The sequence below is a fragment of the Pseudomonas arsenicoxydans genome (assembly GCF_900103875.1).
GTDB classification, from domain to species: domain Bacteria; phylum Pseudomonadota; class Gammaproteobacteria; order Pseudomonadales; family Pseudomonadaceae; genus Aquipseudomonas; species Aquipseudomonas arsenicoxydans.
The window spans coordinates 1,409,880-1,422,320 of record NZ_LT629705.1; the positions used below are offsets into that span (position 1 = coordinate 1,409,880).

The 12,441-nt window shown below is 59.9% G+C and carries 12 protein-coding genes; 6 read left to right on the forward strand and 6 right to left on the reverse strand.

Going from position 1 to position 12,441, the window contains the following annotated elements; all coding sequences use genetic code 11:
* Positions 1-93 precede the first annotated feature (93 nt).
* The gene (locus BLQ41_RS06350) at positions 94-735 is read right to left on the reverse strand and encodes an HD domain-containing protein (protein WP_090178396.1); all 642 of its coding nucleotides are present in this window, start codon (positions 733-735) and stop codon (positions 94-96) included.
* 316 nt (positions 736-1,051) lie between these two features.
* Between BLQ41_RS06350 and BLQ41_RS06355 the strand changes: the two genes are divergently transcribed.
* Positions 1,052-2,017, forward strand: coding sequence for a GlxA family transcriptional regulator (locus BLQ41_RS06355; RefSeq protein ID WP_090178399.1), 966 nt, complete (start codon positions 1,052-1,054; stop codon positions 2,015-2,017).
* 73 nt (positions 2,018-2,090) lie between these two features.
* Here BLQ41_RS06355 and BLQ41_RS06360 read toward each other — a convergent pair whose 3' ends face one another.
* Both BLQ41_RS06360 and BLQ41_RS06365 read right to left on the reverse strand, forming a co-directional pair.
* Complete coding sequence (locus tag BLQ41_RS06360; RefSeq protein WP_090178402.1) at positions 2,091-4,502, reverse strand: penicillin acylase family protein; 2,412 nt, start codon at positions 4,500-4,502, stop codon at positions 2,091-2,093.
* A 101-nt stretch (positions 4,503-4,603) separates the two neighbouring features.
* Positions 4,604-5,182: a DUF6436 domain-containing protein gene (locus BLQ41_RS06365; protein WP_090178405.1), complete on the reverse strand. Its 579-nt coding sequence runs from the start codon at positions 5,180-5,182 to the stop codon at positions 4,604-4,606.
* 105 nt (positions 5,183-5,287) lie between these two features.
* Between BLQ41_RS06365 and BLQ41_RS06370 the strand changes: the two genes are divergently transcribed.
* The gene (locus BLQ41_RS06370; protein ID WP_090178408.1) at positions 5,288-6,235 is read left to right on the forward strand and encodes a phospholipase BipL; all 948 of its coding nucleotides are present in this window, start codon (positions 5,288-5,290) and stop codon (positions 6,233-6,235) included.
* A 21-nt stretch (positions 6,236-6,256) separates the two neighbouring features.
* On the opposite strand, the gene BLQ41_RS06375 is transcribed toward BLQ41_RS06370, so the two are convergent.
* Positions 6,257-7,009, reverse strand: a complete 753-nt coding sequence (locus tag BLQ41_RS06375) for a DUF2059 domain-containing protein (RefSeq protein WP_090178410.1) — start codon at positions 7,007-7,009, stop codon at positions 6,257-6,259.
* A 123-nt stretch (positions 7,010-7,132) separates the two neighbouring features.
* On the opposite strand from BLQ41_RS06375, the gene BLQ41_RS06380 reads away from it, so the two are divergent.
* Together BLQ41_RS06380 and BLQ41_RS06385 are read left to right on the forward strand one after the other, a co-directional pair.
* Complete coding sequence (locus BLQ41_RS06380; protein WP_090178413.1) at positions 7,133-7,765, forward strand: 2OG-Fe(II) oxygenase; 633 nt, start codon at positions 7,133-7,135, stop codon at positions 7,763-7,765.
* A gap of 2 nt (positions 7,766-7,767) precedes the next feature.
* The gene (locus BLQ41_RS06385; RefSeq protein WP_090178416.1) at positions 7,768-8,253 is read left to right on the forward strand and encodes a DUF523 domain-containing protein; all 486 of its coding nucleotides are present in this window, start codon (positions 7,768-7,770) and stop codon (positions 8,251-8,253) included.
* Between the two features lie 142 nt (positions 8,254-8,395).
* Here BLQ41_RS06385 and BLQ41_RS06390 read toward each other — a convergent pair whose 3' ends face one another.
* Complete coding sequence (locus BLQ41_RS06390; protein ID WP_090178419.1) at positions 8,396-8,983, reverse strand: transporter substrate-binding domain-containing protein; 588 nt, start codon at positions 8,981-8,983, stop codon at positions 8,396-8,398.
* A gap of 136 nt (positions 8,984-9,119) precedes the next feature.
* Here BLQ41_RS06390 and BLQ41_RS06395 point away from each other — a divergent pair, with 136 nt between their 5' ends.
* Entirely contained in the window at positions 9,120-9,545 is a 426-nt protein-coding gene (locus BLQ41_RS06395; RefSeq protein ID WP_090178422.1) for a DUF4399 domain-containing protein, read from the forward strand.
* A 62-nt stretch (positions 9,546-9,607) separates the two neighbouring features.
* Here BLQ41_RS06395 and serA read toward each other — a convergent pair whose 3' ends face one another.
* On the reverse strand, positions 9,608-10,837 hold the full coding sequence (serA, locus tag BLQ41_RS06400; RefSeq protein ID WP_090178425.1) for a phosphoglycerate dehydrogenase: 1,230 nt from the start codon (positions 10,835-10,837) through the stop codon (positions 9,608-9,610).
* Positions 10,838-11,037: 200 nt separating this feature from the next.
* Here serA and BLQ41_RS06410 point away from each other — a divergent pair, with 200 nt between their 5' ends.
* Positions 11,038-12,432, forward strand: coding sequence for an FAD-binding oxidoreductase (locus BLQ41_RS06410; protein WP_090178428.1), 1,395 nt, complete (start codon positions 11,038-11,040; stop codon positions 12,430-12,432).
* Positions 12,433-12,441 lie beyond the last annotated feature (9 nt).

Below are 12,441 nucleotides of genomic sequence, written 5' to 3' on the forward strand. Positions count from 1 at the left end.
GCTTGCCCGCGATTGCGATGTCACATTCAACATAGATGTTGACTGTGATGACGCCATCGCGGGCAAGCCCGCTCCCACAGGTTTTTTGGGTGGTCAGGAAACCCAAGGGGATTTGCGGATGATCTCGACGAAGTTCATTGGCTTGAACCCCGGCTCGCTGTCCACCAGCACGTCCGCATTCACAGTGCCGAACGTGGTGTCCGGTTTGTGCTTGAAGCCGGTGGCGAAGGCACACAGGATGCATTCCTTGAAACCCTCTCCCCGTGGATGCGCATGGACCACCGCCTCACGCTGTGCAGTCGGAAACGCCGCGTAATCGATACCCAGCACGTCCATCTCGACGCCGGCAGTCACCAACGCAACGTTAGGCCGCAAGTGTTGCGGCACGCCCGGTGTCGTGTGCAGAGCGATCGATAGCCACACCTGCTCGATATCGTCGTCGGACAAACCATACGGCTTGAGAAATGCCTTGGCGGCGTTGGCACTGTCGACTTCGAAGCGCTCGTCGTCAGTGCGATGGCCTTCCACCAGGCCCAGGTCATGGAACATGGCGCCGACGTACAACAACTCTGGATCGTAGGCCAGCTGCTTGCGCTCACCGCTCAAGGCGCCGAACAGAAACACCCGGCGTGAGTGGTGGTAAAGCAGGTCAGGCTCTGCGTCGCGAATGTATTCAGTGGTGGCCTTGGCTAATGCGCTGTCGGGGATTTTGATACCGGCGATGGTGCTGCTCATAGGTGCTTTCCTCGTGGGGAACGCCTTGGCGGCGCTGATGGAACAAGTCTGTTCCCGGCCCCCGGGCCGGACAATCGATCCATGGCTGCGATCCCGGCCAATGAGCATGCATATCGCGCCAACCTCGCTTGTTGCGCGCGGATTGGCTAGGGTTGCAGGGTAATTGCGGTCCCTGTGGGAGCGACCCTGCTCGCGATTTCGGTCCATCATTCAACATAGCTGTCGACTGATCAGACCTCATCGCGAGCAGGCTCACTCCCACAGGTTTTGTGTTTGCCATGACTGCGGCGTCCACCCCTTGAGGGCGTTTCTTGCCATGAGTAAAACCGTTGCCATCGTGGTGTTCGCAGGCGTCCAGTCGCTGGACGTCACCGGTCCCATGGATGTGTTTAGCGAGGCCAATCGCTTCCTTGAGCCGCAAGACCATTACCGGTTGGAGGTGATTGGTGTCGAGCGCGGGGTGATGTCGTGTTCGAACGGTTTGTCGCTCAATGCCCATCGGCATTTCAGCGAAGCGCTGCAGGCCTATGACTTGCTGCTGGTGGCCGGCGGCCCGCAGTTGCCCTTCATGAATTTCGGCGTGGCGTTCGATGCCTGGTTACGCGATGCGTGCGGGGCGGCGCAGCGCTTTGGTTCGATCTGCAATGGCGCGTTCATGCTCGCTCGCGCCGGATTGCTTGAGGGACGAACCGTCACCACGCATTGGAACGATGCGCCAGCGTTGGCTGCGTTATGCCCGTCGACGCAGGTGGAAGCCGATCGTCTGTACGTGCAGGACGGTGAGCTCTACACCTCGGCCGGTGTCACGGCCGGGATCGATTTGTCGTTGTATCTGCTGGCTCAAGACTACGGACCGGAAGTGGCCTTGAGCGTGGCCAAGCGCCTGGTGGTGTTTACCCAGCGTTCGGGCGGGCAATCGCAATTCAGCCCGTTTCTCACGCCGCACGCCGAACCGACCTCGGCGGTGGCGCTGGTTCAGCTTTACGTGCTGGCCAACCTCACTGGCGACCTGACCATCGCCGATCTGGCGAACGCGGCCAACATGAGCGCCCGCAACTTTTCCAGGGTGTTCGCCAAGGAAGCGAAAGTCACCCCGGCGGAGTTCGTCGAGCGGGCGAGGGTGGATGCGGCGCGGGTGCTGCTTGAGAGCACCCGCTCACCCCTGAAAACCGTGGCGTACCAGTGCGGATTTCGCGACGCCCAGCACATGCGCAGCGTGTTCAATCGCAGGCTGGGAGTGACGCCGCAGCAATTCAGGCAGAATTTTTCGGCGATGGTTTGAGCAGGTATTTGCATTGTTCTTGAGGGCATCATCGCGGGCAAGCCCGCGAAGGCGTCAGCCCAGCCAACAAAATCTAAGGCGCTGCCCGCGCCGGCAAAAACTTCAACGTGCTGCGCATATTGGCCATGACTTCTTCTTCATTGAAATGCGCCTGGTAGTAAATCCCTTCGACATACGCCTCGGCCTGATCCTCATAGTGGCTGTCGAACGGCACGCCGCTCTGGCCAACCGGGTTGATGGTCAGGCTGTGGGCCGGGTCGGCGAAGTCGACCAGTCGCCGCGTTGACGGTCCGTAAGTCACCGGCCATGGCGCCGGTCCGATCTTGGCGGAGAGGTTGTTCGGGACTTCGTGGGTGCCGGGCGCCGCGAACGGGCCGACATTGAAAATCCGGTCCAGCGGCTTTTGCGTCCCCAGCGGATGGCCATGGGTCAGGGTGTGCGCCTTGCCCCACTGCCATTGCGTGAAGTCAGGTCCCAGGACAGTCTTGAGGTGGGCGATGCTCGCCTGCCACGCGACCTTGACCGTATCGGCACGGGTTTCCTTGCCGAGGGTGTTGCGGTTGTCCCACCACGGCGAATCGGGGTTGGCCGCCAGCCGCGGCAACGCCGCATCAATCACTCGGGTCGAGAGCAGGGTTTCAAAAAAATCGTTGCCCAGTTCATCGTGCATCGTCGCGTCGGCCAGATTGAACAGGAACTGGTTGAACAGCGTGGCGCTGGTGGACTCCAGTGGGTAATCGCCTTGCCACCGGGCCAGTTGCTCGACCAGTTTGAGCTCGGCCGGATCGCTCACCACTTCACGCAGTACCGGCAACAACGGCGCCAACAAGCGAGGGCCATAGGCGGTGGTCGTGCCCAGTTGTAGTTTCTGGTTGGCGTCGTTGTCCCACTTCACGTTCTTGTCGCCGAGCTGGCGATTGAGTTGCTGGCCGCGATCGGCGAGGTTGTAGTAACCGGGAATCTCCATGCCGGTTGGCGACACAGGCTGGAAGTTGGCCGAAACGATATAGCCACGCGCCGGGTTCTCTTCCTGGGGGTTGGCACTGAACGGGTAGAAACCTTCCTTGTCCGCCTGACTGGTGCTGCCGTCGAGGATGAACCCGGGCTTCGCTCCGGCTGCACGCTTGGGCAGCAGCGCCGAGGCCCACCAGCCAATATCGCCCTTGGCGTTGGCATAGACGATGTTCAATCCCGGCGCCTGAACCTTGGCCGCTGCGGCGCGCGCCTTGGCCAGGGTGTCGGCGCGGTTGAGCTGGTAGAAGCCATCGAGGATCGGATTGGGCGTTTCAAGGAACGCCCACCACATGGCGATCGGTGTCTTGCCGGCGGCTGTGCCGAGCACGTCATTGATGATCGGGCCGTGGGGTGACTGGCGCAGCGTCAGCGTGACGGGCGCCTGACCTTTCACCGCGATCTGTTGCTCGGTGTTGACCATGTCCACCCAATTGCCGCGATACCAGACCTGGTTCGGGTTGTCCGGGTTGATCTTCTCGGCGATCAGGTCGAGGTCATCGTTCTGGAACATGGTCAGGCTCCAGCCGAAATCCAGGTTGTGGCCGAGAAAGGCGAACGGCACCAGCGCCTGATGATGACCGTATAGCTCAAAGCCCGGTGCCGACAATTGCGCTTCGTACCACACCGACGGCACCGAGAAGCGAATGTGCGGATCACCGGCCAGCAGCGGTTTGCCGCTTTTGCTGCGGTTGCCGGAAATCACCCAGGCGTTACTGCCTTCAAATTGCGGCAAGCCGTTCTCGGCCAATGCCTGTTCACTCAGGCGGGCGAGGGCGTTCAGGTCTTTCCAGTCAGTGGCGGCAAGCGCGGGGGCGGCCGCTGAGCGGGTCTTGGCCAGCACGCCTTTGGGCTGCCAGTCGAGGTCAAAAATGTTCAGGTACTCGGCGCCCAGTTGATCGCGCACGTAGGTCAGCAACGGTTCGGTGCGAAACGCTGCGGCAAAGCTGTAAGCCATGTAGCCGGCAACACTGATGGTGTCCTGCGCCGTGAAAGGACGCTTGTGGATGCCCAGCACGTCGAACTCGATGGGCGCCGCGTGAGTGTCCTGATATTGATTGATGCCATCCAGATAGGCTTCCAGCGCCTTCCACGCCGGTGACTGACGATCCAGGCCGGCCACATAGCTTTCGGCGCGTTCACGAATGCGCAGGCTGCGGAACAGTTTGTCGGTGTCCAGCAGTTTCGGGCCGAGTACCTCGGCCAGTTCGCCCCGGGCGAGGCGGCGCATGGCTTCCATCTGGAACAGCCGGTCCTGGGCCTGCACGTAGCCGAGGGTGCGGTAAAGATCGGTTTCGTTTTCGGCGCGGATGTGCGGCACGCCGCGCTCGTCGTAGCGCACCGTTACCGATCCTTGCAGGCGCTGAAGTTCCACTTGGCCCTGGCGCGTCGGCTGCTTGATGTACACGTACCCGCCAACCCCGATGGCGAGTGTGACGATCAGCAATACAAGTACGGTCAGGACGCGTTTCATGGAGACTCCTTGTTCTTCGGGATTGCCGCCCTCGCGGGCAGCAACATGTAGCACAGACCTCCTGTGCCGGGCATCGCGGTCCTGGAAAAGTCAGGAATGCCTTACTTCACATCCGCTTGCCAAGGGCAGTAGCAGCCGACCGCCAGCGTATGGGTCGCGCCTACTGTGCGACCTTCGCTCAGTGCTTGCAGAATGGGTTCGATGAAGCTGTTGTTCGAATTGCAGGTCAGGCCTTCGCTGTACGGGCCGAAATAGGCCAGTTTGCCGCTGCGGTCCCAGATCGCCACCGCAGGGCTTGCGGGGATCTGTTCGGAACCCGGGAGTACGGTGATGGTTTTCAGGTGGCTCAGGGTGCTGGGCAACTGACCATGACTGCTGGGCTTTTGTACCGAATAAAACTCGACGCCGTGTGGCGCGTACTGCTCAACCAGTTCGGTCAGGTGTTGTTGGTTGCCGACATTACACGGGCAGGCTGGGTCCCAGAAATGCACCACGCGAATGGCGCCCGGGCCGGCGAGTTCGTCGGGCAGGCGCAGCGGATCGCCGGAGAATACAGCGGTGTGCGAGCTGAACGCGCGCAGGTAGCGACCTTGAAACCAGTCATACGCAGCCCACAATACGCCGGCACACACGAGGGCGAGCAGGCTGGCAAGCAGTGTGGTGCGATAGGCCGGACGCATGGGTTTCAATCCTCGAAGGTCGGCTAGCTTGCCATGCTTGCCATGCTTGCCGCGACAGATGAATATCGCAGGCCCATAAAGTCTGTTTAGCGTCTGGAATAGTACATGCCTGCCACTTTCGACCCCGATCATCTGCGCGCCAGCTTGCGGCCATTGGCCGAGTGGCAGCCGCTTTCGGCAGAAGCCCTGGCGTACCAGCGGTTTTACGGGCTGGAATTTTCCGGACGAACGCTGCGCCGTGGTCTTGGGCGTTTTGAGGTCGATGGCTATCAAGTGGTCAGCCAGGTGTGGTGGCCCGAGCAAGCGAAGGCGACGCTGTTTCTGTTCCACGGCTTCTACGATCACACCGGGCTCTATCGGCATGTGATCGAGTGGGCCCTGGATCAGGGCTTTGCGGTGATTGCCTGCGACTTGCCAGGCCATGGCCTGTCCAGTGGCGAGCGGGCGAGCATCAAGGATTTCGCCGAGTATCAGCACACCCTGCAAGGGTTGTTTGCCGACGCCGTGGCCCTCGATTTGCCGCAGCCGTGGCACTTGTGCGGGCAAAGTACCGGCGGGGCGATCGTGATCGATCATGTACTGAATCAGGGGGCGAGCAGCCCGGCCCAGGGGCAAGTGATTTTGCTCTCGCCACTGGTTCGGCCGCGTGCCTGGGGCTGGTCGCAGCTCAGCTATTACCTGCTCAAACCCTTCGTCAAAGCGATCGCCCGACGCTTCAGCGAGAACTCCAACGACCCTGACTTCTTGCCGTTCCTGCAAGCCGATCCGTTGCAGCCGTTACGACTGCCTACTGCCTGGGTCGGTGCACTGGCGCGGTGGATCAAACGCATCGAGGCCGCACCCAATAGTCCGCGACGGCCATTGATCGTGCAGGGACAATCGGACATGACGGTGGACTGGGAGCATAACCTTGAGGTGTTGAAGGCCAAGTTCGATCGGCCGCAGGTGCTGATGCTGCCTGAGGCGCGGCATCATCTGGCGAATGAGACGCTGGCGTTGCGGGAGGAGTATTTCGGGTTCTTGAGCAAGCGGATCAAAGGGCGGAATCTTTAGCGATCTATCAGGCGCCGAAGACTACTGGGAAAGACTCGACGTCTCCTGTCCCACCGCCAGCCCTGCCCGAATCGCCGCCAACGCTGCCTGATAATAAGCCTTGCCCTCGGTAGACTCGGCAAACGTGGCGAATTCTTCCAGCTCTTCATCCGACAGATCGCGATAGACATACAGCAGCGTATTGTTCAGGTCAGCGCCGATCTGGTCCATCAAGCGCTGGCGCTGACCATTGAGCATCCCTTGCGCCTGACCATTGCCAAGCAATCCGGGAATCATCGAACTGAGGCTGTCCGCCGCGACGCCGGCAATCGCCAGACTGACCTCGGCACCGGCCTCGCGGGCGGGCAGGGCCTGGGCCAGATGGCCGATGATCAGTGTGCGGCTGTCACTGGCTTGAATCTTGGGTAACCCCTTGGCATTTTTCGCCAGCTGATCGCGACGGGTCGCCAGCAGTTCGGCGGCGACGATTTTTTTGCCCAAGGGGGATTGAAAGAAGGTCAGTGCGGGTTTCGGATCGCTGAGGCTTTTGCGCAATTGTGCTTCGGCGCGCTGATCCACTGCCTGAGGAGCGAAACGCTGATTGCTATTGTTGACCAGGGCCTGAAACACCGCCGGCGGCAGGCTGTTCTGGTAGCGCTGCTGCGCCGCCGAGAGCGCGTCGTTGAAATGCGCGCGCTGATCTGGCCAACCGGCGACCTTGTACAACTGGTCGTGGCCGTCTGCCCATGCGGGCAAAACACAGAGTATCAGCAGTGAAAAAAGCAAACGGCGCATAGGGACTCCTGTCAGCAGGCGACTATTCTCCGTGCGGCTTTCGTACTTGTCGAGAATTCGTATCAGTAATCCGACAAATCCTCCGCTGCGCGGCTCTGTCGGATTTGCAGGCACAGGAATACTATGCGCGCCATGCAAATATCCTCTGATCACCCGCTGCTGTTACGTATCGTCGACGACCTGGCCGAACATGGCTGGTCGCAGCAGAATATCTTCCTGCCTCTGGATCTGACCCGAGCACTGGCGGCTGAGTGCCGTAAACGTGCTGCCGAAGGCGAATTGGCTCCGGCGGCCGTCGGGCGCGGGCCGACGTCGGAGATTCGCGAGGGGATTCGTGGCGACCATATTCAGTGGCTTGAACCCGGTGAGAATGAGGCCTGCGACCGTTATCTGAGCTTGATGGACAGCCTGCGCGAGGCGATGAATCGCGGGTTGTTTCTGGGCCTGGAAGACTTCGAAAGCCATTTCGCGCTGTACCCGCCCGGCGCTTTCTACCTCAAGCATGTCGACCGTTTTCGCGATGACGATCGGCGCATGGTGTCGGCGGTGATCTACCTCAATGACGCCTGGTTGCCCCAGCACGGTGGTCAGTTACGCATGTACCTGGAGGGCGGCGTCGAACACGATGTGGTACCCACCGGCGGATGCCTGGTGGTGTTTCTGTCGGGCGAGGTGCCCCATGAAGTCCTGCCCGCGACCCGGGATCGCCTGTCGTTGACGGGTTGGTTCCGGCGTCGTGGTAACGAGCCGTTCTGAGCATGCAGAAAATTCTGGTAAGCCGCTGCCTGTTGGGCCACCGCGTACGTTACGACGGCGGGGCAAGCGGGCCGTTTGATCAGCTTCAACAGTGGCTCGACGAAGGTCGGGTCGTGCCGTTGTGCCCGGAAGTCGCTGGAGGCTTGCCGACGCCCAGAGCGGCGGCGGAAATCCCGGGCGGGCAGGGCGCTGAAGTGCTCGATGGTCACGCCTCTGTCATCACCACCGAGGGTGAGGACGTCAGCGCCGAGTTTCTTTCGGGGGCTTATCAGGCATTGGAACTGGTGCAAAAGCACGGTATCCGGATTGCGGTGCTCAAGGCCAACAGCCCTTCGTGCGGGAATCTGTTGACGTATGACGGTAGCTTCAGCGGCGTGAAAGTCAGTGGCGAGGGGGTGACGGCGGCGTTGCTCAAGCGCAATGGCGTTCAAGTCTTCAGTGAGTTGGAGCTGCCCGAAGCGGCGGCAGCGTTAGCCACACAAGACTAACGGACCCACACAAAACCCCTGTAGGAGCTGTCGAGTGAAACGAGGCTGCGATCTTCTGATCTTGTTTTTAAAAGGCAAAATCAAAAGATCGCAGCCTCGTTTCACTCGACAGCTTCTACAAGGTTACTCATCAGCCCTGAGGTCAGGGTTTGGGCGCCACACTCGCCTCAGCCCCAAACCATTTCTGCTCCAGCGTCTGCAGTCGCCCATCCGTCTTGATCCGCTGCAAGGCGTTTTCCAGGCTGGCGTGAAACGCCGGGTTACCCTTCTGAAACGGAATCGCCAGGCTCACGGCCGGGGCCACTTTGGGCTTTTCTTCCGTCAGCGACTGCACCAGCAGGATTGAGCGCGGTGTCTCGTCTTTCTGCGCGATCAATTGCGCATGAGTGCGGATGTAAGGTTCGGTGAAGTCGAAACGATCCTTCAAATCCGGGGTCATTGCTATGTGGTTGATGGCGATGTCGTACTTGCCGGTTTCCACGCCGGACAACAGATCGCTGGAGTCAGTCACGACGAAGTCGGGCCGCACATCCAGTTCGCTGGCCAACAGTTGCCCCAGTTCGACCTCGAAGCCTGTGAGTTTGCCATCGTCCTTGAAATTGAACGGCGGTGTATTAGCCTCAAGGGCAATGCGCAACTCGCCACGGTCGTTTACATCGTCAATCAGTTCGGCATGAGCCAAAGGGCTCAAGAGGGGTAGCAGGCAGATCAGGCCAGGCAAAAAGCGCATGGTTACTCCTTTGAATACATTTATTGCGATGCTCTGATTCAGGCTCGCTTTGCTATGGTTGTCGAGTGCCTTCGACAACAAATGGCCGTGAAGTTGTCATGGCCACGCCGATTTTACGGAAAAACTGGAGAAGAGAATGAAAACGTTTATGTCACGAGCAGCATTCGCCGGGCTATTGCTGAGTGCATCGATGCTGGCGACGGCGTCTACGCCGGCCCCCAAGGGTGCAGAAGTGTTCATCGTATCTCCCGAAGACGGCGCCACCGTCTCGCAAACCTTCACCGTCAAATTCGGCGTCAAGGATGTCTCGCTGGCTCCGGCCGGTGACGTGACCAAGAATACCGGTCACCACCATCTGCTGATCGATGTCGACAACATGCCTGCCGCTGGCGCGCCGATTCCGAATGATGCCAACCACATGCACTTCGGCAAGGCTCAGACCCAAGCCGAGGTTAAACTGGCCCCGGGCAAGCACACCTTGCAACTGGAACTCGGTGACAGCGGCCACATGCCGTTCGATCCACCAATCGTGTCGAAGAAAATCACCGTCAACGTTAAATGACAGTGTAGCGCCCATGAAAAAGGAGCCCCGAGGGGCTCCTTTTTTTGTCGCTCAAGTTACTGTCAGAACAGAACGCGGCAACGGATGGTGCCGTTGATGTGCTGCAGCTTCTCTTGCGCCAGGTCCGAGTACTCGGCGTCGACGTCGATTACCACGTAGCCGACTTTCTCGTTGGTCTGCAGGAACTGACCGGAGATGTTGATGCCGTTTTCGGCGAAGACCTTGTTGATCTCGCTCATCACACCCGGGATGTTCTCGTGGATGTGCAGCAGACGGTGCTTGCCAGGGTGAGCCGGCAGGGCCACTTCCGGGAAGTTTACCGACGATACCGACGTACCGTTGTCGCTGTACTTGACCAGTTTTTCCGCCACTTCCAGACCGATGTTGGCTTGCGCCTCTGCGGTGGAGCCGCCGATGTGCGGGGTCAGGATCACGTTGTCCAGGCCACGCAGCGGGCTTTCGAACTCTTCGTCGTTGGAGCGAGGCTCCACCGGGAATACGTCGATGGCCGCGCCGATCAGGTGCTTGTCCTTGATCGCGTCCGCCAGGGCGTCCAGTTCGACCACGGTGCCGCGCGCGGCGTTGATCAGGATGCCGCCCTTCTTGATGGCGCGGATTTCCTTCTCGCCGATCATCCACTGGGTCGCAGCGGTTTCCGGAACGTGCAGGGTGACGATGTCGGACATGCCCAGCAGTTCGTGCAGGTTGCCGACCTGGGTGGCGTTACCCAGTGGCAGCTTGGTCACGGTGTCGTAGAAGTACACCTGCATGCCCAGGCCTTCAGCCAGGACCGACAATTGAGTACCGATCGAACCGTAACCGACGATGCCCAGCTTCTTGCCGCGGATTTCGAAGGAGTTGGCAGCGCTCTTGATCCAGCCGCCACGGTGGCAGGAAGCGTTCTTCTCAGGGATGCCGCGCAGCAACAGGATCGCTTCGGCCAGCACCAGCTCGGCAACGGAGCGAGTGTTGGAGTATGGCGCGTTGAACACCGCGATACCGCGTTCGCGAGCAGCGTTCAGATCGACCTGGTTGGTGCCGATGCAGAAACAGCCGACAGCGACCAGTTTCTTCGCGTGATCGAAGATTTCTTCGGTCAGTTGAGTGCGGGAGCGAATGCCGATGAAGTGCGCATCAGCGATCTTTTCCTTGAGCTGGGCTTCCGGCAGAGAACCTGTAAGGTACTCGATGCTGGTGTAGCCCGCCGCCTTGAGGACGTCGACAGCCGATTGGTGGACGCCTTCGAGAAGAAGGAACTTGATCTTGCTCTTATCGAGAGAAGTCTTGCTCATCTGCGTAAACCTGTATCCCGGAGAAAAATGGCAGGAAGCCAGCAGACGCTGACCCGGACGGCAAGAATGCCGTCGCCGCAGAAGGCCGTTGGGCACTATGCTGCGGGGTCGGTATGCTAGCATATGCACCCCGCTAAACACTCATTCCTGCGACGTGAAGCGTTCTCAGGATGACCATGAATTGTTCGAGAGTTCTGTCGATGACCAATCCTGCCTTGATTGAAGAGCTGAAGACCCTGGTTGAGCCTGGCAAGGTGCTGACCGATGCCGACTCCCTGAATGCTTACGGTAAGGATTGGACCAAGCATTTCGCCCCGGCCCCGACTGCCATTGTGTTCCCCAAGACCACCGAGCAGGTCCAGGCCATTGTGCGCTGGGCCAATGAACACAAGGTGGCGCTGGTGCCATCCGGTGGTCGCACCGGGCTTTCCGCCGCGGCGGTTGCCGCCAACGGCGAAGTTGTTGTGTCCTTCGACTACATGAACCAGATTCTCGAAGTGAACATGACCGACCGCACCGCGGTCTGCCAGCCTGGCGTGGTCACCGAACACTTGCAGAACGTCGCCGAAGAGAAAGGCCTGTATTACCCGGTGGACTTCGCTTCGGCAGGTTCCAGCCAGATTGGCGGCAATATCGGCACCAATGCCGGTGGGATCAAGGTGATTCGCTACGGCATGACCCGCAACTGGGTGGCTGGCATGAAGGTCGTTACCGGCAAGGGCGACCTGCTCGAACTAAACCGAGACCTGATCAAGAACGCCACTGGCTACGACATGCGTCAGCTGTTCATCGGCGCTGAAGGCACCCTTGGTTTTGTGGTCGAAGCCACCATGCGCCTGGACCGCGCCCCGAAAAACCTCACTGCGATGGTCCTCGGCACCACCGATTTCGACTCGATCATGCCGGTCCTGCACGCCTTCCAGAGCAAGCTCGACCTGACCGCCTTCGAATTCTTCTCCGATAAAGCCTTGGCCAAGGTCATGGCGCGCGGTGACGTGCCGGCGCCATTCGAAACTGATTGCCCGTTCTACGCGCTGCTGGAATTCGAAGCGACCACCGAAGAAGTGGCCAACCACGCCCTGGAAACCTTCGAACACTGCGTCGAGCAGGGCTGGGTGCTGGACGGCGTGATGAGCCAGAGCGAAACCCAACTGCAGAACCTGTGGAAGCTGCGCGAATACATCTCCGAAACCATTTCGCACTGGACGCCGTACAAGAACGACATTTCGGTCACCGTGTCGAAAGTCCCGGCGTTCCTGAAGGAAATCGACGCGATCGTCGGTGAACACTACCCGGATTTCGAAATCGTCTGGTTCGGCCACATCGGCGACGGCAACCTGCACTTGAACATCCTCAAGCCGGATAACCTGAGCAAAGACGAGTTCTTTGCCAAGTGCGCGACCGTGAACAAGTGGGTGTTCGAAACCGTCGAGAAGTACAACGGTTCGATCTCCGCCGAACACGGCGTGGGCATGACCAAGCGTGATTACCTGACCTACAGCCGCTCGCCGGTCGAGATCGAGTACATGAAAGCGGTCAAAGCGGTGTTCGACCCGAACGGAATCATGAACCCGGGCAAAATTTTCGCTGTTTGACTTTCGAAC